Here is a 21,938-nt window from a genome sequence, read left to right as displayed (position 1 = left end):
CAAATCTAACAAATAATAAAAAAACGGAGCATATTTCTTAGGAAATATACCCCGTTAATTCTGTGTAAATAAGCCATTAAACATTAAATCTGAACAGGACTATATCCCCGTCCTGCATAACGTATTCCTTGCCCTCGGAACGGACAAGTCCCTTTTCCTTTGCTGCAGCCATTGAGCCGCAGGACATAAGGTCATCAAAGGAAACGACCTCGGCTCTGATAAAGCCTTTCTCAAAGTCTGTATGTATCTTTCCCGCAGCCTGAGGAGCCTTTGTGCCCTTAGTGATAGTCCAGGCTCTTACCTCGGGCTTTCCTGCTGTGAGATAGGAAATAAGACCAAGCAGAGAATAGCCCTCCTTGATGATCCGGTCAAGTCCCGATACCTCAAGACCAAGCTCGGAAAGGAACATTTCCTTGTCTTCAGCGCTCATATCGGATATCTCCGCCTCAAGCTGGGCGCAGATAGGCAGAACTGCCGCATTTTCACGCTTTGCGATATCGCATACTGTTTTATAATGCTCGGAGGTCTCAATATTGTTCTTGAAATCCTCCTCGCTGAGATTTGCCGCATAGATTACGGGTTTTGCGGACAGCAGCGGGGTTGTCTTTATTATCTCAGCCTGCTCCTCGGTGAAGTCAAAGGAGCGTGCAGAATGACCTTCCTCAAGGTGGCTCTTCAGAGCCTCAAGGAATTCAAGCTCGATCTGATATTTCTTGTCGCCCTTGATAAGCTTCTTTGTGCGGTCGATACGCCTTTCAAGAAGCTCAATATCCGAGAAGATAAGCTCGAGATCAATGGTCTCGATATCTCTCTGAGGGTCGATACTGCCGTCAACGTGGATAATATTCTGATCCTCGAAGCAGCGTACAACGTGAACGATAGCGTCCACCTCACGGATATTTGCAAGGAACTTGTTTCCCAGTCCCTCACCCTTTGAAGCGCCCTTTACAAGACCTGCTATATCCACAAATTCAAGGGTCGCAGGAGTGAATTTATCCGGCTCATACATTTCTCTGAGCTTGTCCAGCCTGCTGTCGGGAACAGAAACTATTCCCACGTTAGGCTCGATTGTGCAGAACGGGTAATTTGCCGACTCTGCGCCTGCGTTTGTAAGAGCGTTAAAAAGCGTACTTTTTCCGACATTCGGAAGACCAACCATACCTAATTTCATATTACCGATTTCCTTTGCATTTATTCTTCGTCATCATCAAAGCTGAGATTGCGTACATACTCATCTGCGTCAAAGTCCTCGTCGGAGGAACATCTGCAGACAGCTTTTTTATGCGAAACAAGCTTTGTAACGGCGGTGCCTGTGAGTATTCCCACAACAAAAGCTCCTACTGTCAGAAGAATAAGCAGTCCCTTTGATATCTTGACCTTTTCATCGGCATATTTTCCCACAGTTTCAATGATCTCATCTATCATTTTTTTACAGCCACCTTTCATCTGTGTGCAAAATCAGCGTTTTATATTATTATATACCATTTCTGCGGAAATTGCAATAGATTTTTTACAATTTTAAATTGAGGATTTTTTTACGAGCGTAATTTTGAAGATCTAAGGAAACAACGGGCTGTTTTTGAGCAGCCCGTTGTTTTTAGCCAAAACGTTATCAGAAAATTTGTTCTAATTGTATATTGACATTTAAGTACATTTGTGCTATAATTTAATCATCGTAAGAATTTACAGCTCTGCGCTTCATTGTGTTTACAAGGTAGACAAACTCGTCCTTGAACTCATCTGAGTGGTAGTCGTATTCGGAAAGCTGGGTGGCGATGTTTGAATAGGTGATATCGCCGATATAGCGGCTGTTTCTGAGCAGCATTCCGAACTCTGCAACAGCTGCGGCAAAGGTCATATTCTCCGATCTCGTTTTGCTGTAAAGAGACTGCTCAACGGGATAGGAAAGAAGCTTGCTTTCGCTGCCATCGGGGTCTTTGTAGCGGATATTTACGGTGAGAAGCTCATTGCCCATTTTTTTGCTTTCCGAATTTGCGGAATATTTCAGGTCGGAGCCTATTTCCATCGGGCTGTCCACGGGGACAAGCTCGTAAAGAACGGTCACGCTGTGTCCTGCGCCTATTTCACCTGCGTCCTTGGTGTCGTCGTTAAAATCTTCGGCTGCCATTGTGCGGTTCTCATAGCCTATGAGACGGTAGCCCTTGATGTTTGCGGGATTGAACTCAAGCTGGAATTTTACGTCCTTGGCGGCGGTGTAGAAAGTGCCGCTCATTTCGTCAACAAGCACCTTCCGGGCTTCTCTTTCGCTGTCGATATAGGAGTAATTTCCGTTGCCGTGATCGGCGAGGGCTTCAAGCTTGTTGTCCTTGAGATTTCCTGAGCCGAAGCCTAAAACAGAGAGGAACACGCCGCTTTCACGCTTCTCCTCGATAAGCCCGGTAAGCTCGGATTCGGAGGAAAGTCCCACGTTAAGGTCGCCGTCGGTGGCGAGTATCACTCTGTTGTTGCCGCCTTCAATAAAATATTTCTCGGCTATCTCGTAGGCGGTGTTTATGCCCGCTGCTCCTGCGGTAGAGCCTCCTGCTTCAAGGCTGTTTATGGCATCAAGCACACGCTGTCTGTCATTTCCGTCAGCGCCTTCGAGGACCACCTCGTCCGAGCCTGCATAGGTGACTATGGATATCCTGTCACGTGAGCTTAGATTATCGGTGAGCATTGAGAAGGATCTCTGGACAAGGGGCAGCTTATCCTCGCTGTACATCGAACCGCTTACATCAATTAGGAATACTAAATTCATAGGCTCTCTGTCATCAAGGATGCTGTCGGTGCTTTTTGTATTTATGCCTATCATAAGAAGCTCTGTGTCCTTATTCCAGGGACAGTCGGAAAGCTCGGCGTGAACGGCAAAAGGCTCATTTTCGTCGGGGTCGGAGTAATGATAGTCAAAGTAGTTTATCATCTCTTCAATTCGCACAGCCTCGGGAGGAACGTCATAGCCGTCATATATCATACGGCGGATATTTGTGTAGGAGGCGGTGTCAACATCGGCGGAAAAGGTGGAAAGAGGTGCGGAGGATACTGCTGTGTAGCCGTTTTCCTCTATGTAGTTATACTCCTCGGTGTTGTACTCTTCGGCGGGGATGTAAAAGCTGTCATCTTCTGCAGGGGCTGCTTCATCAAGACATTTTTCATAATCATAAGCTCCTTCTGCGGCAGGAGCTTCGTCGTCCGCCGCTTGAATGGGTGATGGACGAGTTTCATAAACTGCATTATTTGCGGCGGTGGTCTCGGGATAAAGCTTTGTCATTCCCGAATTGCCGGAAGCGGTTTCCATATGGTCAGCCCCTCCGCAGGCAGTAAGGAGAGAGAGGGCGGTAAGTGCGGATATCATTCGGATAAGCTTTGTTCTTTTTGTTGTCATAAGATCAGATCCTTTCGGAAATTATGCCCTGAGACGCTCCCATTTATCAAACAGATCTTCAAGGGAGCTTTCGGCGGCAAGATTCATTCGGTCATAAAAGAAATCATCGGGATAGGTTTGCGGATATTCAAGATATACGCCGTTTTCGGTAAGGGTCTTCCAGCCGTTATGGCAGACAAGCTGTCTGTCAAGAGTGAATTCGATCTGAGGTGCATTGTCGAATATAACGGTGTACCGTCCGTTTTCCTCGCTTATGGGCAGGAGATATTCTCTGCCTGTTCTGAGAGCATATGGAGAATATGAGTATACCTCCTCCATCTCGGAAAATTCCCTGCTGTCCTCGGAAACGGCGTGTATCACCCGAACGGTGTATTTTATGCTGCCGTCACTAACCGGCTCCTCGGAAACCACCTCGCCGTCAAGGAAAAAATCGGTCTCGGAAAGAACTTTGTCCTCTACGAAATATTCCTCATTGTCGGTATTTCGTGAAAGGGCTGTATAAATTCCGCTTTCGGTGTCGGCAAGATTCAGGGAAAGGTAGCTTAAATTCTCCGTTTCATCGAGACGGTCGCTGTATTCCCAGCCTTTTGATGCGATTACGGAAGGAACGGCTTCATATTCTTCCGCTTCTTCGGCAGCAAAGTCGAAGCTGTCACCGTTATCGGAAGGAGCGGCACTTTCACTCTTTGTTACGGCAAGCCCGTTGTCGGATATAAGCGAAACGGCGCATATCACTGCAATGAAAACGGCTGCGGCGGCGGCAAAGGCTCTGAAAGTGTTATTGCGTACAGGAGATATTTTCCTGCACTCATTTGCTGCGGACACGAAGGGGGTGATGTCCGTATCCTGCGGCTCGGAGGCAGATATTTTTTCCCAGAGCTTTTCCATATCGGGGGCTGATGAATCAACCGAATTTATGTAGTCCTTTTCAAGATCTTTTTTCATCACCGCACCTCCTCGTAAAGCTTTCTGAGTTTCTTTATCCCCTGACTGTAGCGCCACGCTGCCGTTCCTGCGGGTATGTGCAGCACGTCTGCCATTTCCGCAAACGTCAGTCCGCAGTATACTTTCAGGTGTACCACACTTCGCTGTTCCTCGCTGAGATTTCGGAGCAGCTGCTCTGCGGTCACATCAGACGTTACCGTTTCCTCGGCGTCTGTACTGTCGGGTATTTCCGAAAGGGGGTGACTTTCTTCGTCCCCGCCTGTGACGCTGGAGGGTATTTCCCTTCTCTGTTTCCGCAAAAAATCAAAAGTAAGATTTCTCGCAGATATGAGAAGCCATTTTTTGTGTCCAAGTCCCTCTTTGTAGACAGATGCTGCTGTTTTCAGTTTCAGAAAGAACTCGGAGGTAACATCTTCTGCTGTATGAGGGTCGTGGCATATCCTCAGCACCGAGGAATAGATCATTTTTCCGTATTCCTCGTATATCGCTCGTAAACCCTGCATATCGCCATTTGCTATTCGTACGGCATTTTCCGCAAAACTGCTTTCAGTCATTTACTTCACCCCGTCTGACCGTGTTCATATTTTTATACGTTTTGGAAAGGCTGATTTTATGGCATTCTTATGTAAACATTTTATGAATAAAACGTTGCCTCAAAAATATACCGCAAAGGATCTGCTCTTTGCGGTATATAAAATCTTAATCTATCCGCTTCTTGCCGCTCTGAAGAGTGTAGGAAACGGCGCAGGCAAGGCACACGGGAGCTATTTTTACTGCTGCCATTGCAAGCTGCATTTTTGCGGTGGGGATTATCATCAGCTTGTTCTGCTTCATTTTGCTAAGGGTATAGGCGGCGCAGTATTTTGGAGTTATCCCCTTCATAAAGCCTTCTATGCCTGCACGAGTATTAAATTCGGTGCTTACGGGTCCCGGGCAGAGGACGGACACGTGAACCGGGCTTTTTCTTCTTCTAAGCTCCTCGAAGACTGCCTGTGTCTGCCTTATCACGTAGCTTTTGGTTGAGTAGTAGGTGCTCATAAGAGGTCCGGGGAGAAGTCCTGCGGTAGAGGCTACGTTTAAGATATATCCCCTGTTATTTTTTGTAAAGTCCTTTAAGAACAGCTTGAAAAGGATATGAACTGCCTTTACGTTCACGTCGATCATTTCAAGCTCCTTTGAAAGAGATGTCTCGGTAAATTCACCGTAAAGCCCGAAGCCTGCGTTGTTTATAAGGATATCGGGACTGTATTTTCTTGATCTTGCGTAAAGGTCGATACAGCTTTTGGGGTTGGAAAGGTCTGCGGGAATAATTACGCAGTTATCCTTGCCTATTTCCTTTCGGAGCTTTTCCAAAGCCTCCTCGTTTCTGCCCGAGAGAATGAGGAAACATCCCTTCGCTCCGAGAAGTCTTGCAAATTCCGCTCCTATCCCCGAGCTTGCGCCTGTTATTACGGCGCAATGCTCCTTTGAGGGATCCCAGAAATCATTTTTCATTTGGAGATCTTCCTTTCATTTTATACTTTTTTCGTCTGAGCTTTTTCTGCTCCTTTACGTAGACTTTTACTGCTTCACGGATATCGATATATGCTTTGCAGGCTTTTTGCTTGCCCGTCTCGTCGGCTTTTCCGTCAAAGAGAGCTTTTTCGGCGATATAGGCAAAGTCTCCCGTTTCGCAGCCTGTCAGCTTCTCTACCCTTTCCGAAAGCTCATATGGAGTGAGAGCATCGGCTCGTTTTACAATACCCGAGACGGTCTTTCGGGATATTCTGAGATAGATCTGTTTTATACATTCCCCCGGTGCCATATCGTTTATTTTGCGGACAAAACGCTTTTCGGAAACAGCAGGTATTGTAAATATCACAACAAGAGCAATGACCAGAGCTGCACCGGATATGACGCAGATAACGAAAACAAGGCTGTAATCTATCTTTAAAACAAAGCCTGTATTGGAATTATCGTCGGCGGCAAGCTGATTGTAATCGGAGGGCACGGTAGGCTCAAAAACTATCCAGCCCATATTCTGTATATACACCTCGGGATATGCGTGAGAACAGCTGTCCTTAACAGCAAAAACATTCTCTCTGCCTGTTATATCGGGAGAGTAGCCCTCGGTATAACGGGTGGTAAGCCCTATGGAACGTGCCATAAGCACATAGGCTGTGGCAAAATGGGTACAGCTTCCACGCTTGCTGTTAAAGAGAAAGTATTCTACGGTCGGGTCAGGTGGGATATAGTTTAAGTCGTAGACAAATCCGCTATTGGTGAAATAGCTTTGAAGTGCTTCAGCTTTCTGCCAGTCATAGGTCAGTCCTGCGGTTATCTGCTCGGCAAGGGCTTTTATTTCAGGGGATATCTGTCCGCAGTTTTCTTCGTATTCGGGAGTGCGGTAATCCATTGCTTCGCTGTGGACATCAAGAAATGCGGCGGCATTTTGATAAAGAGTGTCATTATTTTCGCTGAGTATCCCGCAAAGCTCGGTAAGCATTTCAACACATTTTTCATTGGAAAAATCTGCTCCTCCAAGCTCAAGCCAGAAGTATCTCGGATAAAATTCGTCGTAGTAAACTACCTGATAAGAAAGCTGTGGGTCGTGGGGCAGCAGTTTATTTCTGAAAACACCGCCTCGTGTGACGTATATCACGCTGCTGTCTGACGAAGGAACGACCTTTACAGCTCTGGCAGGGGCGATATAGTAAACTGCTCCGAAATTCTCGGGAATGACGTTAACAACCTTCAGTTCCTCAGCAAAGCCATCATACTCCGACAGAGCAGAAAGTCCGTACTTTGCCGTAAATCCGGGAGAGTATTCTTCGGCGGCTGATATGCCTTCCTTCAGCTTCTCAAGACTCAGCTTCATACTTTTCTCCGCCCACTCATCGTTGAGATAATAGGGTTCGGAATAGTGTTCATCGCCATACCAGTACAAATTTTCAAAATCATAATAATCGAAGGTCTGACGCTTGAAATACGGCAGATTCTCACCATAGAGCATATACAGGTATTTATTGGAAAAATTTCTGAAGCGGTCGGGGCCTCCCGAAAAATCACTGAACATCGAATAATCGCTCAGAGGAGAATTATTACCGCTGTTCATAAACAGTCTTTCAAACTCGTCATAATAACGGGCTTCGGACTCTTTTGGGAAAAGTGCGGAAAATACAAGCAGCACAAATCCGAACACGCAGGCTGAAAATACCGAGGCTGTTCGTCCTGCAGTTACACGTCCCTTGTTGTTGTCTGTACGCAGAGCTGTCATCAGAACGGCAATGTTCAGCATTGCGATAAGAGCCACATAAACGTTGTTTATCTCCGTCAGAACCTTTACCGAAAGGGCACAGGGAATTAGACTCACAAGGGTCAGAAAAGACATTCGGTAAAGGACGCAGGAAAAATAATATACCGTTAACGAAAAAAACGGAACAAAACTTATGAGCAGGGCAAGAAGATAATCAAACTGAGTTTCCGCATTTTCTGCTCCTGTCAGAAACCATTGCTGAAAGCCCAGACCAAAATCGTTTCCGAGAACGAGTACGATAAATGTCCTGAGCAGGAATAATGCCATTACAACAATAACTGCACCGCCTGCAAAATGATTTTTGTCGGTAAAGCGGCAGATGAGAAACATTACTGCGGTCACAAGGAGTATCCCTGCTGACCAGAGAGAAAAAAGAGGTACGGAATACACCGAGAATACTGCAAGGCTCAGGACAGCTGACAGAACAAAGGGTATTACCTCACGCATACGGCTTTTGAAAAACTCGGCAAGATTACTGTTCACTCGGCTTCTCCCCCTTTCGGCGCATTGACACGGGGTGAAACGGCAGAGGGATATATTACTGTTTGAAGCGCTCCCCTGCTGTCTGAGTTTTCTGATGAAAGCTGTTCGTTCAGAGCTTCGTCAAGGTAGGGCGTACACAGCACGGAAACGCTTCCTTTCTGATTTTTAAGCTCCTCTTCGGGGAAACGTGACCCCGCTCTTAAAAAGCTGTAGGAGGCAAGCTCTGTTCTCAGGACGGCAAGGTCGTTTTCATCGGCAGCGGGAAAACATTCCCATCCGTTTTTTCCCATAAGGAAATAGCTTACAGAATAGTTCTGCAATATAAATGCACGGGTAATTCCCAGAGACTGCTCAATGGCGTCCTGTGCCATAAGTGCAATCAGCTGCTCGTTATCCGCACCGGGAAACCTGCCCAGGGCTGCTACTGCAGGAAGAAACACGCTCTCCTTGTCAAATACGCTGTCGAGAACTATTGATACTGCGGAAGAAACCGTTTCATCATCAAGTCTTACGAGAAGCTTTCCACGCTTGGCGGACTGCTTCCAGTTTATACGCTTGAGAGGGTCTCCGGGTACATATTCACGGCTGTCATAGCCGGGAAATCCGCCGAATTTTCCTGCAGGAGCATCTGTGGTATCCTCGCTGTCATCAGAAAATGCTGACAGCTCTGCTGCACGTGAGACTACAGGGTCGGAGAAATTCACCTCGGCAATATCCGGGATAACGGATACGGTATAGGTCAGTTCGCTGATATCCGCACTTTTTATCTCGAAAGAGAATATCCCGAAATAATCGGAAACTCTGAGACTTTTTACGCCTATAACAGCAGGACCGCATATGGAGGCTGTGTATTTTACGGTGAAGCTTTCGGTATCAAAGGGCAGAACGGATATGCTGTACTGCTTGTCCGAAGCTGTTACTGATGGGAAATCAGCCATATCCGCAAGCACGGGAGGAGTGGGAAGAAATACCCCGTTTGTCACGTTTACCGTCAGCTCGCAGACATCTCCCTTGCACATTATCACCGAATCCGCATCGCAGGAAACATATATCCTGCGAACGAATATCAATGTCATAAGAGCGGAGATAAAGGGGGCGGCGACAAAGGCTGTCACCAGAAACCAGCCCACTCTTCCGCTGAGATAAAGGGCGAATATGACAGCAAGCGCTACTGCTGCGGCATAATTTACAAGTCCGCCTATAATGGGGCTTAGTTTATTTATTTTCATCTTCATATGCTTATTCAACGGGTACGGGCACCTCGGACAGAAGCTTTGCCACCGCTCCTTCGGGAGTAGAGCAGACCGACCTGCCCTTGGGTGTAAGAATGATCCTGTGGGCAAGGACATATGGAGCGAGAAGCTTTACATCATCGGGGATAACATATCCCCTGCCTGAGATCATTGCAGCAGCTTTGGCGGTGTTATAGAGTGCTATGCTGCCTCGGGGGCTGACGCCAAGCTTTATATATTCGGCAGATCTTGTTGCGTTTACAAGTTCTATGATATATTTTTTGATATTCTCGCTGCAGCGGACAAGCTTCACCTTATCCATAAGCGAAAGGATATCCTCGCAGGTTACGACCGGATCCAGAGTTTTCGGGGTCAGGCTGCTTTCATTTCTTTCGAGAATAGAAAGCTCGTCCGATCTGTCGGGATAGCCCATACTTATTTTCATTACAAATCTGTCCATCTGGGCTTCGGGAAGATGATAGGTACCGTAGGTCTCAACAGGATTTTGTGTGGCAAGTACCATAAAGGGTTTAGGTAATGGATATATCTCGCCGTCAAGGCTTACCTGCCCCTCCTCCATTATTTCAAGAAGGGCAGACTGGGATTTAGGCGAGGCACGGTTTATCTCGTCGGCAAGGAGAAAATTGCAGAATGCGGCTCCCTTTCTGAACTCATTTGCGCCTGTTGAGGTATTTATCATTGTAAAGCCTGTGATATCCGAGGGCATTACATCGGGGGTCATCTGTATCCTTCCGAAAGTCCCTCCGCAGGAACGGGCTACCGAAGAGACAAGACGGGTCTTTCCCACTCCCGGAACGTCCTCGATAAGCACGTGTCCTCCTGTGAGCATAGCGGCTATGACAAGCTCTATGGACTGCCTTTTTCCGACTATTATCTTTTCAACGTTTTCGATGAGTGCAGATATTACTGCATTTTTATCGGCGGGTCTTTCTGTCATTTTATTTGTCCTCCCAGCAAGGTTTTTGCATATAACAAATCAGCAGCGGAAGAATCTGATTATCCGACTGCTGAAAGCCATTATTTCTTTTTATTTACCACAAGAAGTGTGACAGTAACTGCAAGAGCGGCGCAGAGTACTGCAATTATCAGAACGGAAATTCCGCTGAAGGAGTTTGCAGGGGCTGCTGCGGGAACAGCTTCGGTTACAGACTCTGTCGCTGCTGCTTCTGTCTCGGCAGCGTCTTCGGAAAGTACAGTCTCTTCTGATGAAGCTTCTGTTTCGGCAGCGTCTTCGGTCTCTGAAACATCTTCGGCTTCGGCTGTTTCTGACTCTGTCTCGGAAGATGTCTGTGCAGGCTGTGTTTCGGCTGATTTGGGAGGAATATACTCGCTGTCCTCGCTGAGATCGTAGCCTATGGAAACGAAATTGTTTGTAAGTCCGTCAAAGCCTTCTCCGTCCTCATAGGTGTGGATAGTTACCTTAACGTTCTGAAAGGAATTGTCGCTTACTTCAGGGGCTTTATCTCCGTAATAATATACATCTGAAAGGCTGTAGCAGTCAGAAAATGCTCCCTCGCCTATCTTTTCGACCTGGGGTCCGAAATGCATTTCGGTGAAGCTGCACTTATTAAAGCAGTAATCGGGAATTACTGTAATCGCTTCGGGAAGAGAAAATGCCTTTAATGCCTTACAGTCGGAAAAGGCTCCTGTACCGATTGAACTCACTTCCGCAGGTATGGCAAATTCTTCTACATTCTCGCAGCCTTCAAAGGCGTAATCTCCGATGACACGGAGGGTAGCGGGAATAGAAATTTTCAGGAGCTTACGGTTTCCGGAAAAGGCTCTTGCGCCTATGGTCTCGGTATTTGAGGGGAGACTGATATAGGTAAGCTGATTTCTGGACTGAACAGCGTTTTCGGGAATAACTCCATTTTCGGTCTCGCAGCCTGCAAGCTCAAGATATTCAACATTCGGGTATCCGCATACTGCCGAATAGTCTGAGGCATTCATCACTCCTCCGCTTACAGCAAGCTTTGTGATGGTGTTGAGATCTGCTCCGTCCTTTGCCTTTTCAATAGCTTCGGAAAGCTTGCCCGTTTCAAATTCTGTGACCGTTACGGATACGCCTGTTTCTTCGGCGGCAACATCGACGGTAAGAGGAAGTATTACAAACCCAAAAAGCATTATCACCGCCATTATCAGCATTAAAACACGCATTATATTCTTTTTTTTCCGTTCGCTCATTTTTCTCATTGCCAATCATTTCCTTTCATATTATTGACTGCCTTTAGCAAAATTATCCGTCGACCTCGGAAAAATGCCCTGCTATGGTTATTCCTGCAGAGCTGTAATGGAAAATATCCGTTGTAAGCGGACGGGGCGCCCAGCGGTACTCACCTACTATTGCAGTTCCGAGGCGCTCAAGCACGTTGTTTGTCACGTCCGAAAGGGCGATAAGCGTATCCTTTGAGGGAGCCGCCACAAGGAAACGGTGTCCCAGGCGCTCGGAAATAAAGCTGCGAAACTCCGAACACATCATCAGCGCTACGGTGAAATCGCTGCCCTCTGCCTTGAAATCAAGACATCTTATCGTTCCCGAGCCGTCCACGGAGCTTTCTGTATACTCGGCTTTTTTCAGGAGCCTGCACATATTCCTGTCCGCTACGGAAAAAAGCACCTCCCGGGGAACGTCCCATTTTTTCATATATTCCTCGGGGAGAAGTCTGGAACGGATATTATCTCCCGTATAACATATCACACGCTTTAGACCGCCCATAAAATCGTCCGAGATCATATCTCTTCCTATTTCCTCTTCACGCATTACGGTGAAACGGATAAATTCCTGACCGTTGGTAAATGATACCATTCGTTCAAGAATATCAAAATCGTGCCTCACACGCTCAATGAGCTTGTTTACCGCCTCGGGTGATCTGCTCTTGGCATATTCATATTTCTCTGCCGATACGTCAAATCCAAGAGATGAGGAGCCGTCGGTGACGGTGTAATAGTCTCTCGAGCCCCTTTTTTCTACTGAAAACCTATTCTTTTTCAGAGCTGCTCTGAAAAGACGGTTGAATTTTTCATCGGTCTTGTTATCTATAAGCAGTTCGCTCAGTTCGTCCATATGTAGCTGCGCTGCTCCCTTCGTAATATTCAAATAGTTATAGATTATTATAACATATATTTTTGCATTTGTACATAGTTTTTTACGAATTTGGTGAAAAAAATTTGCAGAGGCTTCAGGCATAAATGTGAAAAATACCGATACAACGCTTTACAAATCACATAAACTATGTTATAATAAAGAGTAAACTTCATTCAGAGGATGTGTTATTTTTGGATCATAATCAGGATAATATCAGAAATTTTTGCATAATTGCCCATATAGACCACGGTAAATCTACACTTGCCGACAGAATTCTCGAGCTTACATCAACGGTGGCTCTCAGAGATATGGAAGACCAGCTCCTTGACAATATGGATATTGAAAGGGAGAGGGGCATTACCATCAAGGCACGTGCGGTAAGGCTCCTTTACAACGCTGACAACGGCAAAGAATATGTTTTTAACCTTATCGACACACCGGGTCACGTAGACTTCAACTATGAGGTATCACGCTCTCTTGCCGCCTGCGAGGGTGCTGTGCTGGTGGTAGACGCTTCTCAGGGAATTGAGGCTCAGACCCTGGCTAACACTTATCTTGCTATTGAACACGACCTTGAAGTTGTTCCCGTTGTAAACAAGATAGACCTGCCCTCTGCCGACCCCGACAGAGTTTGTGCTGAGGTGGAGAGCGTTATCGGTATCCCTGCAATGGACGCTCCGAGAATATCCGCAAAGCTCGGTACAAATGTTAAAGAAGTTCTTGAGAGAGTTGTTACCGACGTTCCTGCGCCAAAGGGAGACCCTGATGCTCCTCTCAAGGCTCTTATTTTCGACAGCTACTACGATTCTTACAAGGGCGTTATCATTTACGTGAGAGTTGTTGACGGAACGGTAAAAACGGGTCAGACTATCCGTCTTATGGCAACGGGAGCCGAATTTACCGTTGTTGAAGCAGGTTATATGGGTGCTGTTGACCTTGTTAACGCAGGCGGTCTTTTTGCAGGCGAGGTTGGCTACATTGCCGCTTCAATAAAAAGTATCGGCGACACAAAGGTGGGAGACACCGTTACAGACGCCGATGATCCCTGCGCTGAGCCGCTTCCCGGATACAGAGAGGTCAATCCTATGGTATTTTCGGGAATTTATCCTGCGGACGGCGCCAAATACGGTGACCTGAGAGACGCTCTTGAAAAGCTGCAGCTGAATGACGCTTCACTCTCCTTTGAACCTGAGACATCTGCTGCTTTGGGATTTGGCTTCCGCTGCGGATTTTTAGGACTCCTCCATATGGAAATAATCCAGGAAAGACTTGAAAGAGAATATAACCTTGACCTTGTGACCACCGCTCCTTCTGTTATTTATAAGGTGACCCTCACAAGCGGAGAGACTGTATTTATCGACAATCCCTCAAATTATCCTGACCCTGCTTCCATTTCTTCGGCTGAAGAGCCTATGGTCAAGGCATCTATTCTCTCTCCCTCGGAATATGTGGGCAGCATTATGGACCTTTGTCAGGAAAGACGTGGCATTTTCAAGGATATGAAGTATCTTGACGAGACGAGAGTGGAGCTTCATTATGAACTCCCCCTCAATGAAATAGTCTACGATTTCTTTGACGCTCTCAAATCACGCACAAGGGGCTACGCTTCATTTGACTACGAATTTATGGGCTATGCTCCATCTAAGCTTGTTAAGCTCGATGTGCTGTTAAACGGCGATGTGGTGGACGCTCTCAGCTTTATAATCCACGCTGACAAGGCGTATGCAAGAGCAAGAAAGATAGCCGAAAAGCTCAAGGACAATATCCCTCGTCAGCTGTTTGAGGTACCTATCCAGGCGGCTATCGGCGGAAAGGTCATTGCCCGTGAGACGGTCAAGGCTATGCGCAAGGACGTGCTTGCGAAGTGCTACGGCGGCGATATCACACGAAAGAAGAAGCTGCTTGAAAAGCAGAAGGAGGGCAAGAAGCGTATGCGCCAGCTGGGTACCGTTGAAGTACCCCAGGAGGCGTTTATGGCTGTGCTGAAGCTTGATGAATGATCCAATAGGACTTTATATACACGTTCCGTTCTGCCGCAGAAAATGCGTTTACTGCGATTTCTATTCTCTTGCAGGTAAAGAGGATTTAACTCAGAAATACGTACAGGCTGTTGTCAGAAATATCCGCATTTCAGGAATGACTTTCGACACCGTTTATTTTGGCGGCGGAACGCCATCTCTGCTTAGCAGCAGTCAGATAAGTGATATCCTTTCAGCGGCTGACATTGCAGAGGGGGCAGAGATATCCGCCGAAATAAATCCGGACTCGGCAGATACTCAGAAGCTCCGAGATTTCAGGGCGGCAGGGATAAACCGAATTTCAATAGGAATACAAAGCCTTGATGACAAAGAGCTTTCGGTTCTCGGCAGACTTCACAATTCGGAGCAGGCGGAAAACGCCATTCTCTCGGCTCAGAAAGCCGGCTTTGAGAATATCTCAGCCGACCTTATGCTGGGGCTGCCTTATCAGCATACAGAAACAGTTCTGAACAATATCGAAAGGCTTTCGGAGCTTGGCGCCCGGCACATTTCCGCATATATGCTGAAAATTGAAAGCGGCACTCCCCTTTCGGAAAACGATGAACTTATATCGAATATTGCTGACGAGGAGCTTTCGGCGGATATGTATCTGGAAGCAGTATCCTGTCTTGAAAAGAACGGTTTTAAACAGTATGAGATATCAAATTTTGCCAAAGAGGGATATGTGTGCCGCCATAATCTCAAATACTGGCGGTGCGAGGACTATCTTGGGATAGGTCCGTCGGCTCATTCCTGCACAGGCGGCAAGCGTTTTGCCGTTCCTAAAGATATTTACGGGTTTATCAACTGTGAAAAGCAGGAAGAAGTCATTACAGATGATGCCCCCTGCGGATCATCCGAACGGCTTATGCTTGCTCTGCGGCTTTCGGAAGGCTTTTTGATGTCTCAGGCAGGAGATTATGAGAACAGGCTCAGAGCTGCGGCTGTTCCTATGGAAAAGCACGGTCTTCTTAAAATATCGGACGGCAGGATAATGCTTACGCCAATGGGATTTTTGGTGTCTAACGAAATAATATGCAGGCTTTCAGAGGTTTTGGAAGAAGGGTGAGAGGTTTGGATAAAAATGGTATTTCTCCCGAAGATGCTGAAAAACGGGACAAGTTTTACCGTGAAAAATATGGTATGAGCTTTGAGGAGTTTCAGGAAAAATATCCCCCTCTTGACGATATGGAATTTATGCAGCTTTACATCGGCTCGAAAAAATATGTGGATAATTCATTCAGAGATTAAGGAGTTTTTATGAAAAGGAGAATTGGAATAACTGCGGTTTTGATATCGGCATTGCTGCTTTCTTCCTGCGGCAAAGCTGATAACGGCGCTGCTGAAAATTTACAGACAGAAGAGGTTCAGTCGGTTTCGGAAACAACAAAAGTTCCCGAAACACCTGAGGAATTTCACAAGGCAATGGTTGACCGTTCTTTATACAGTCTGGGCAACACATCACGCTTGAAGGCTAAAATGGAGCAGGCACGAACGGGCGAAAAAACCACGATCGCATACATAGGCGGCTCTATCACCGAAGGCGTGGGAGCATCGGCAGACAGCTGCTATGCAAGGCTTTCCTATGAATTTTTCCGTGATACTTACGGTACGGGTGACAATGTGGAATACGTTAATGCGGGACTTAGCGGAACGCCTTCAAATCTCGGAGTTCTTCGTCTGGAAAGAGATGTGTTAAGTTTTGATCCCGATATCGTTTTTGTGGAATTTGCAGTTAACGACAGTCAGGACGATATTGCAAAGGAGTCATATGAGTCGTTGATGAGGACTGTTCTTGAACAGGACAACACTCCTGCTGTGGTGCTTATTTTCAATGTGATAGAGTCAGGCTACACAGCTCAGGCGCATATGAAGGAGATCGGCGAGCATTACGATCTGCCTATGGTATCGGCGGCGGACGCTCTTACTCCGGAATTTGAGGAGGGGCGAATGACCTGGAAAGAATATTCTAATGACCAGTCTCACCCCAACACCGAGGGTCACAAGTTTTTATGCGAATTTATAGCAAATCTTCTCACATCTGCCGAAAATGCTCCGGACAGCGGAGAGTACACACTTCCAAATATGTCTAAATTCGGAACTGCTTACAAAAATGCGGCTCTTACCACTCCCGAAATGGAAAATGAACGCATTACCGTTTCCGAAACAGGTTCATTTGAAGCGGTGCAGTCGGGAACATCGGGTTTCCCCTGCTCCTGGAAATATAAGGGCGGCAGCAAGCCTTTGAAGCTTAAAACTACGGCAAACTCTTTCTTTGTTGTTTACAAGCGGAACAATTCCGACACGATGGGCAGCTTTGATGTTTATGTAAACGGCGCAAAGCTGAAAACTATTGATACAAATCAGTCGGACGGCTGGGGGGAGGCTTTTTCCCAGCAGGTCATAAAATTTCAGACTGTTAAGGATATGGATATTGAGATAGTTCCCTCGAAGAACAACGGAGACAAGACTATCGAGATACTTGGATTTGCAAGTGCGGCAAACGAATAGTTATAATTCGTTTGCCGCTTTAAGGTTAATTGCACATCAAAAATATGCTGAAAAAAATACTTGACAAGCAAATCTGAATATGGTAGAATAATCTTATGCCGGTATGATGGAATTGGCAGACGTGACGGACTCAAAATCCGTTGGTAGCGATACCGTGTCGGTTCGACCCCGACTACCGGCACCATTCCCGCAGCAGAAGTTTTTTGCTGTGGGAATTTTTTTGTATAAAATACTGCCGGGGAAGAACTACTTCCCAGGCAGTATTATAATATGTGAGTTATTGATGCTAAAAAAAACATAAAACTTAGAAATATATCTTAAAACAGCGCACAATGCGGAAAAATTAACCGCATTGTGCGCTTTTCTTCTGCCGTTTCGGCAAAATTCGCTTGATAGGGGCGGTAAAATATGAAACGTAACGAACAAAAGAAAGGACTGCTGCAAAATGGGAGTAAGAATAGAAAAAGCCGAAAGCACGGTCAAAGCATTTTTAAACGGCGAGATAGATCACCACTGTGCCCCTGCAATACGTAATGAAATTGACCTTGCCGTTGACGAAAGCCATCCCGAAAACCTTATCATAGATTTCGGCGAGGTGACTTTTATGGACAGCTCGGGTATCGGACTTGTAATGGGACGATATCAGACTATGAAAAGTATCGGCGGAAGGGTCACCCTTGAGAATACCCCTGCCCACATAAAAAAAGTAATGAGGCTGGCGGGGCTTGACAGATTTGCAAATATTATGTGATGTGAAAGGATAGATGATATGATTCAGGTAAAAAATGAAATGAGGGTCATTCTTTCCCCGAAAAGCTGCAATGAAGCGGTGGCAAGAAGCGTTGTGACTGCTTTTGTTATGCAGATGGATCCCTCTGTAAGTGAACTTGCGGATATCAAGACTGCTGTCTCGGAGGCAGTTACAAACTCCATCGTTCACGGTTATAGGAACTGTACGGGAAATATCGAACTTGTATGCAGGATCCTCGAGGGAGATATCCTGTACATAAAAATAAGGGACAGGGGGTGCGGAATTGCAGACGTAAAGCGTGCTATGGAGCCGCTGTTCACAACTGCTCCCGAGGAGGAACGGGCAGGTCTGGGCTTTGCTGTAATGGAGAGCTTTATGGACAGCGTAAGCGTTAAAAGTTCGGTAGGTAAAGGCACCTCGGTGGTTATGAAAAAACGTATTTTTTCAACAAGTCTTGTAAGGACGGGGGCTTCTGAAAATGAATGCAGCTGAGATATCCGTAAAGGAAAGCAGAGACAGGCTTGTTACGGAAAATCTCGGACTTGTGCACCTGTGCGCCAACCGTTTCAGAAACCGTGGAATTGAGTACGAGGAGCTTTACAGTTCAGGGTGCGTAGGGCTTGTAAAAGCTGCGAACTCCTTTGATGAAGATCGGGGCGTTAAATTTTCCACCTATGCCGTTCCTGTGATACTTGGCGAAATAAAGCGTATCTTCCGTGACGGCGGAACGGTAAAGGTGAGCCGAAGTCTCAAAGAGCTTTCGCTAAAGGCTGTACGTGAAAAAAACAGCTTTATTTCCCGAAATGGCAGAGAACCTTCTATAGCGGAGCTTGCACAGGAAATGGGCTGCGAGCCCGATGAAATAGCTGAGGCTCTGTCGGCGGCACAGCCCTGCCTGTCTCTTACAAGATACGTAGAAAGTGATGAAAGTGAAGAGCAGGATATCCCCTCTCCTTTCAGGGAAGCGGATATTTACGAGGGCATTGCTCTGAAACAGGCAATGGACAGGCTTGAAGCAGATGACAGGAAGCTTATCTTCCTGCGGTATTTCCGTTCATTTACTCAGAGCCGTGCAGCCGCAGTTCTGGGAATGACCCAAGTGCAGGTCTCACGTCGGGAAAAAAAGATCCTTTCTGAACTGAGAAAGGATCTGCTTTAGTCATAAAACGGCTTCGGTGCATAAATGTACCGAAGCCGTTATTATTTTATAGGTCAGCCCAGATCAACAACATCGGAAAAATCCGCTCCGTCTGCGACCTGATCTGAAAGATCGTCGGAGAATATCATTGTCATTACCATTTCGTCAGTATAGAAAAGTCCTCCGTACTGATCTCCCTTGGAGTAAACATATGTATATTCACTGCCGTCTTTGCTGGATACTTCAAACTTCCATCCTGCGTCTTTGAAATAGCCTTTGAATGTTTCAAGATATTTAGTGCCTTCATCGGAAGCATAGCCGACGCAAACGAGTTTATCATTCTTATCAAAAATATAATACTTATAAGGTGCGGAATCCATAACCATAAGCATCGAGCCAACGTTAACATACTTATCAAAATTTCCGGCTTTGATGACAGATTCCTGACTCATTCCCCATTTAAGACCGTCAAGAGGAGCCATAAGCTTTGAAGAACTGCCCGAAGAAGAAGAGCCTGTCTTTAGTACGCCATCCTTACCGAAATCGTAAACCTTGCCGTTTATTTTCAGCTTACCGGTTCTCATCTTGCCGTCAGTACCAAAATAATAGGTCTTGCCGCTGAGCTTGACGAAACCTGTTCTCATTTTGCCGTCCTTGCCGAAATAATACCTGCTGTCGCCTATCTTACTCCAGCCTGTGAGCATTTTGCCCTTTTTCGAGGCGCTGAAATAATACTTATCATCACCTATTTTTTTCCAGCCTGTAACAGCATATCCCTTTTTGTCAAAATAATACTTGCTTCCGTCAATTGTCTGCCAGCCTGTAAGCTTTTTTCCTGTTGTATCGTCCTTATAACTGTAGCCGCTGTCGGATTTTACCCAGGCAGCAGAAGCTGTTGCAGACATTGCGGGAAGTGCGGATGCAGCAAGAACTGCCGCCATTGCGATCGACACTATTTTGCGCTTTATCATAAAACATTCTCCTTTTATTTTCCAAAATTGATTGCATTTTTATTATAGCACAAAGGGTCAAATATGTCAATAGCATTTATATTTTTTTAATCAAAGCTTAATCTGATGTGCAATTGCTACAACTTTGTATATATATCAAAGGGGAAGATTGTTATATTCTACAAAAAGCATATAACTCTATTGACAGATATGTCGCACCGTGATATACTCAAGCTATGATATATATCACGCCGTGACATATCAAGGCTTGATATGTCACGGTGAAATACATTAAATAAACCGAGGCAATGGAAAGGAGAATATGAAGAATGGATAAAGAAAAGCTGTTCAGATCATATCTCCCTATGACCGAGACTGCGTTTTACATTCTTCTTTCAATGAGCGAGCCCCGCCACGGCTACGGCATTGCCAAATTCGTTTCTGAGCTTACCCGTGACCGCATAAAGCTTGGGTCGGGAACAATATACGGAACGCTGACCAAAATGCAGCGTGACGGTATAATTTCGGTTTACGACGACAGCGACAAGCGGATAATTTACGAGATAACGGATCTTGGCAAAGAGCTTCTGAGAGCAGAAATGAAACGTATCAAACAGGTTTGCGAGGATATGAAAACTATGGAGGACTATTTTAAGGAGGATAAGAGCGAATGAAAAAATTCATACCGTTCTGGTTCTGGGACGTTACTGTTACGGAAAAGAAACTGGCGGCACTTCACAGCTCGGGATATCATCTTTCTGCCTTTTCTCCACTTTCGGGAATGTTCACCTTTGAAGAGGGAGAAAAGAACGATGTTATATACCGCATATGCAGGCTGAAAAACTGCGGCGGCGAAGCTCCGAAAGGCGTTTCGGCAAACGGATGGATATCTGTATGCGGCAGCCGAAACTTCTACATAGCATATAATCCCGATACCGAAACTAAGAACGTCCCGTCATACAAATTCTGGCAGACAGTGAACAGAGTTTCAATTCTTGTCATTATGTTTATATTCTGCTATTTTCTTGGATATCTGTCCGGCTTCGGAGGCTCGGCGGTCGAGGGCGGACGGTTCGTCCTTGAAAACCCAGGATTTGTTTCTGCCGCAGCAGCAGAGATCATTCTGCTGATACTTATTATCTGCAGTTGGAAAGCAAATAAAAATCTGTCAAAGAAAAGCGCCGACCTTGGTCTTAAAGGGTTTGTAAAAACCATACCGCAGGAGAATTTCATCTACTCCAAAGAGGAAGAAAAGCAGATGCTCAAAAGCGGTCAGATGATAAAGCGAAATCCTCTCGGATGGTTCTACGCCCCCGACAAGGCGGAAAAAATGGTGGAGGAAATGGCTCGTAAGGGTTGGAAATTTTACCGCTTTGACGAAATGGGCGTGACCTTTTACTTTATCAAGTCTGAGCCCTGCAATATAAAATTTGTGGTGGACTATCAGGGTGAAGCCTCTGACGACTACTATCTTCAGGGCAAGGACGACGGCTGGAAACTGGAATTTACTTCTATGATGAGGACAATGTGCTTTGTGGTGTGGTCAAAGGAATATTCCGAAGAGGAGGAATGTCCCGAATTTTACACCGACGGAGCCACAATGCTCAAAAGAGCGCAGAGAATGGCGTTTACTCTGGGAATTCCTATGCTGTTTTTTGCGGTGATCGCAGCAGTATTTATCGTTATCCTGGGCATAAAAGACCCGGAGATGGTGTGGATTGTGCCCATATATCTGCTGGTCATTATTGAATTTGTATTTTTCAGCAGCAAAACCATTGGCTTCTATTTACGAATGAGAAAAAAGCATAATCAAAACAAATAAAATTTTATAATCTTTATAGAAAGAGGTACTTTTTTATGGAAAAGAAAATTCATATCCCCAGCCTTATTTTAATGATCATCGGTGCGATCTTTTCGCTTCTGCTCCCCATCATAACATACCCGTGCAGTATAATAAGCCTTGTATTCGGCATCAAAAACCGTGAGACCCACAAAACAGGCTTTATTATCGTGATAGATATAATTGCCCTGATACTTGCTCTTGCCAATTCCGTTTTAGGTGTTATGGTCCAGACGGGAGCGATAGTTTTAGGCTGAACAGAAGCTTTATAAACAATTTATTTCACA

Annotated in this window: 22 protein-coding genes and 1 tRNA gene; 11 read left to right on the top strand and 12 right to left on the bottom strand. The window is 45.8% G+C overall.

The genetic code is table 11. From position 1 onward, the window contains the following. Positions 1–76: 76 nt before the first annotated feature. The 11 genes from ychF to ACR0QN_RS03965 form a co-directional block, all read right to left on the bottom strand. Positions 77–1,171 carry a redox-regulated ATPase YchF gene (ychF, locus tag ACR0QN_RS04015; protein ID WP_432649904.1) on the bottom strand — a complete coding sequence of 365 codons (1,095 nt, stop codon included), beginning with the start codon at positions 1,169–1,171 and terminating at the stop codon, positions 77–79. A gap of 20 nt (positions 1,172–1,191) precedes the next feature. Further along, complete coding sequence (locus ACR0QN_RS04010) at positions 1,192–1,425, bottom strand: hypothetical protein (protein ID WP_432649903.1); 234 nt, start codon at positions 1,423–1,425, stop codon at positions 1,192–1,194. Positions 1,426–1,666: 241 nt separating this feature from the next. Then, complete coding sequence (locus ACR0QN_RS04005; RefSeq protein ID WP_432649902.1) at positions 1,667–3,382, bottom strand: vWA domain-containing protein; 1,716 nt, start codon at positions 3,380–3,382, stop codon at positions 1,667–1,669. Positions 3,383–3,403: 21 nt separating this feature from the next. Then, a complete protein-coding gene (locus tag ACR0QN_RS04000; protein ID WP_432649901.1) occupies positions 3,404–4,327 on the bottom strand; it encodes a hypothetical protein in 924 nt (307 codons plus the stop codon). After that, positions 4,327–4,830 carry an RNA polymerase sigma factor gene (locus tag ACR0QN_RS03995; protein ID WP_432649900.1) on the bottom strand — a complete coding sequence of 168 codons (504 nt, stop codon included), beginning with the start codon at positions 4,828–4,830 and terminating at the stop codon, positions 4,327–4,329. Before ACR0QN_RS03995 ends, ACR0QN_RS04000 begins: the two co-directional genes overlap by 1 nt. Before the next feature lie 196 nt (positions 4,831–5,026). After that, positions 5,027–5,821, bottom strand: coding sequence for an SDR family NAD(P)-dependent oxidoreductase (locus ACR0QN_RS03990; protein WP_432649899.1), 795 nt, complete (start codon positions 5,819–5,821; stop codon positions 5,027–5,029). Continuing rightward, positions 5,811–8,105, bottom strand: a complete 2,295-nt coding sequence (locus ACR0QN_RS03985) for a transglutaminase domain-containing protein (RefSeq protein WP_432649898.1) — start codon at positions 8,103–8,105, stop codon at positions 5,811–5,813. Before ACR0QN_RS03985 ends, ACR0QN_RS03990 begins: the two co-directional genes overlap by 11 nt. Continuing rightward, on the bottom strand, positions 8,102–9,334 hold the full coding sequence (locus tag ACR0QN_RS03980; protein WP_432649897.1) for a DUF58 domain-containing protein: 1,233 nt from the start codon (positions 9,332–9,334) through the stop codon (positions 8,102–8,104). Before ACR0QN_RS03980 ends, ACR0QN_RS03985 begins: the two co-directional genes overlap by 4 nt. A gap of 10 nt (positions 9,335–9,344) precedes the next feature. Then, complete coding sequence (locus ACR0QN_RS03975) at positions 9,345–10,295, bottom strand: AAA family ATPase (protein WP_432649896.1); 951 nt, start codon at positions 10,293–10,295, stop codon at positions 9,345–9,347. Positions 10,296–10,375: 80 nt separating this feature from the next. Continuing rightward, positions 10,376–11,515: a leucine-rich repeat domain-containing protein gene (locus ACR0QN_RS03970; RefSeq protein WP_432649895.1), complete on the bottom strand. Its 1,140-nt coding sequence runs from the start codon at positions 11,513–11,515 to the stop codon at positions 10,376–10,378. Between the two features lie 79 nt (positions 11,516–11,594). Further along, a complete protein-coding gene (locus tag ACR0QN_RS03965; RefSeq protein ID WP_432649894.1) occupies positions 11,595–12,422 on the bottom strand; it encodes a hypothetical protein in 828 nt (275 codons plus the stop codon). Positions 12,423–12,634: 212 nt separating this feature from the next. On the opposite strand from ACR0QN_RS03965, the gene lepA reads away from it, so the two are divergent. The 8 genes from lepA to ACR0QN_RS03925 all read left to right on the top strand — a co-directional run bounded on the left by lepA (position 12,635) and on the right by ACR0QN_RS03925 (position 18,882). Next, the gene (lepA, locus tag ACR0QN_RS03960) at positions 12,635–14,443 is read left to right on the top strand and encodes a translation elongation factor 4 (RefSeq protein WP_432649893.1); all 1,809 of its coding nucleotides are present in this window, start codon (positions 12,635–12,637) and stop codon (positions 14,441–14,443) included. Next, positions 14,436–15,530, top strand: coding sequence for a radical SAM family heme chaperone HemW (hemW, locus tag ACR0QN_RS03955; protein WP_432649892.1), 1,095 nt, complete (start codon positions 14,436–14,438; stop codon positions 15,528–15,530). The genes lepA and hemW overlap by 8 nt, the downstream gene beginning before the upstream one ends. A 5-nt stretch (positions 15,531–15,535) precedes the next feature. Then, a complete protein-coding gene (locus tag ACR0QN_RS03950; protein WP_432649891.1) occupies positions 15,536–15,712 on the top strand; it encodes a hypothetical protein in 177 nt (58 codons plus the stop codon). 9 nt (positions 15,713–15,721) lie between these two features. Then, positions 15,722–16,972, top strand: a complete 1,251-nt coding sequence (locus ACR0QN_RS03945; RefSeq protein ID WP_432649890.1) for a GDSL-type esterase/lipase family protein — start codon at positions 15,722–15,724, stop codon at positions 16,970–16,972. Positions 16,973–17,069: 97 nt separating this feature from the next. Then, positions 17,070–17,156 (top strand) — tRNA-Leu (locus ACR0QN_RS03940). 261 nt (positions 17,157–17,417) lie between these two features. Continuing rightward, positions 17,418–17,723, top strand: a complete 306-nt coding sequence (locus tag ACR0QN_RS03935) for an STAS domain-containing protein (RefSeq protein ID WP_432649889.1) — start codon at positions 17,418–17,420, stop codon at positions 17,721–17,723. A 21-nt stretch (positions 17,724–17,744) separates the two neighbouring features. Continuing rightward, entirely contained in the window at positions 17,745–18,215 is a 471-nt protein-coding gene (spoIIAB, locus tag ACR0QN_RS03930) for an anti-sigma F factor (protein ID WP_432649950.1), read from the top strand. Further along, positions 18,202–18,882: a sigma-70 family RNA polymerase sigma factor gene (locus ACR0QN_RS03925; RefSeq protein WP_432649888.1), complete on the top strand. Its 681-nt coding sequence runs from the start codon at positions 18,202–18,204 to the stop codon at positions 18,880–18,882. Before spoIIAB ends, ACR0QN_RS03925 begins: the two co-directional genes overlap by 14 nt. A gap of 53 nt (positions 18,883–18,935) precedes the next feature. On the opposite strand, the gene ACR0QN_RS03920 is transcribed toward ACR0QN_RS03925, so the two are convergent. Then, positions 18,936–19,832 (bottom strand): N-acetylmuramoyl-L-alanine amidase family protein, encoded by an 897-nt coding sequence (locus ACR0QN_RS03920; protein WP_432649887.1) that lies wholly within the window; start codon positions 19,830–19,832, stop codon positions 18,936–18,938. A 308-nt stretch (positions 19,833–20,140) separates the two neighbouring features. Here ACR0QN_RS03920 and ACR0QN_RS03915 point away from each other — a divergent pair, with 308 nt between their 5' ends. Genes ACR0QN_RS03915 through ACR0QN_RS03905 form a run of 3 tightly spaced genes read left to right on the top strand, consistent with a single transcriptional unit; the run spans position 20,141 to position 21,908 of the window. Further along, positions 20,141–20,485 carry a PadR family transcriptional regulator gene (locus tag ACR0QN_RS03915; protein WP_432649886.1) on the top strand — a complete coding sequence of 115 codons (345 nt, stop codon included), beginning with the start codon at positions 20,141–20,143 and terminating at the stop codon, positions 20,483–20,485. After that, a complete protein-coding gene (locus tag ACR0QN_RS03910) occupies positions 20,482–21,633 on the top strand; it encodes a DUF2812 domain-containing protein (RefSeq protein WP_432649885.1) in 1,152 nt (383 codons plus the stop codon). The genes ACR0QN_RS03915 and ACR0QN_RS03910 overlap by 4 nt, the downstream gene beginning before the upstream one ends. A gap of 35 nt (positions 21,634–21,668) precedes the next feature. Next, entirely contained in the window at positions 21,669–21,908 is a 240-nt protein-coding gene (locus ACR0QN_RS03905) for a hypothetical protein (RefSeq protein WP_432649884.1), read from the top strand. Positions 21,909–21,938: the final 30 nt, after the last annotated feature.

It is taken from the genome of Huintestinicola sp., assembly GCF_050874005.1.
Taxonomy (GTDB): domain Bacteria; phylum Bacillota; class Clostridia; order Oscillospirales; family Ruminococcaceae; genus Huintestinicola.
Note: the sequence above shows the minus strand (reverse complement) of the source record. Positions and strands in the feature narration are given on the sequence as shown.

Coding starts and splice junctions, on each gene's coding strand:
- ychF (WP_432649904.1), bottom strand. CDS start 1,171: ATGAAATTAGGTATGGTTGGTCTTCCGAATGTCGGAAAAAGTACGCTT.
- ACR0QN_RS04010 (WP_432649903.1), bottom strand. CDS start 1,425: ATGATAGATGAGATCATTGAAACTGTGGGAAAATATGCCGATGAAAAG.
- ACR0QN_RS04005 (WP_432649902.1), bottom strand. CDS start 3,382: ATGACAACAAAAAGAACAAAGCTTATCCGAATGATATCCGCACTTACC.
- ACR0QN_RS04000 (WP_432649901.1), bottom strand. CDS start 4,327: ATGAAAAAAGATCTTGAAAAGGACTACATAAATTCGGTTGATTCATCA.
- ACR0QN_RS03995 (WP_432649900.1), bottom strand. CDS start 4,830: ATGCAGGGTTTACGAGCGATATACGAGGAATACGGAAAAATGATCTAT.
- ACR0QN_RS03990 (WP_432649899.1), bottom strand. CDS start 5,821: ATGAAAAATGATTTCTGGGATCCCTCAAAGGAGCATTGCGCCGTAATA.
- ACR0QN_RS03980 (WP_432649897.1), bottom strand. CDS start 9,334: ATGAAAATAAATAAACTAAGCCCCATTATAGGCGGACTTGTAAATTAT.
- ACR0QN_RS03975 (WP_432649896.1), bottom strand. CDS start 10,295: ATGACAGAAAGACCCGCCGATAAAAATGCAGTAATATCTGCACTCATC.
- ACR0QN_RS03970 (WP_432649895.1), bottom strand. CDS start 11,515: ATGCGTGTTTTAATGCTGATAATGGCGGTGATAATGCTTTTTGGGTTT.
- ACR0QN_RS03965 (WP_432649894.1), bottom strand. CDS start 12,422: ATGGACGAACTGAGCGAACTGCTTATAGATAACAAGACCGATGAAAAA.
- hemW (WP_432649892.1), top strand. CDS start 14,436: ATGAATGATCCAATAGGACTTTATATACACGTTCCGTTCTGCCGCAGA.
- ACR0QN_RS03945 (WP_432649890.1), top strand. CDS start 15,722: ATGAAAAGGAGAATTGGAATAACTGCGGTTTTGATATCGGCATTGCTG.
- ACR0QN_RS03935 (WP_432649889.1), top strand. CDS start 17,418: ATGGGAGTAAGAATAGAAAAAGCCGAAAGCACGGTCAAAGCATTTTTA.
- ACR0QN_RS03925 (WP_432649888.1), top strand. CDS start 18,202: ATGAATGCAGCTGAGATATCCGTAAAGGAAAGCAGAGACAGGCTTGTT.
- ACR0QN_RS03920 (WP_432649887.1), bottom strand. CDS start 19,832: ATGATAAAGCGCAAAATAGTGTCGATCGCAATGGCGGCAGTTCTTGCT.
- ACR0QN_RS03915 (WP_432649886.1), top strand. CDS start 20,141: ATGGATAAAGAAAAGCTGTTCAGATCATATCTCCCTATGACCGAGACT.
- ACR0QN_RS03910 (WP_432649885.1), top strand. CDS start 20,482: ATGAAAAAATTCATACCGTTCTGGTTCTGGGACGTTACTGTTACGGAA.
- ACR0QN_RS03905 (WP_432649884.1), top strand. CDS start 21,669: ATGGAAAAGAAAATTCATATCCCCAGCCTTATTTTAATGATCATCGGT.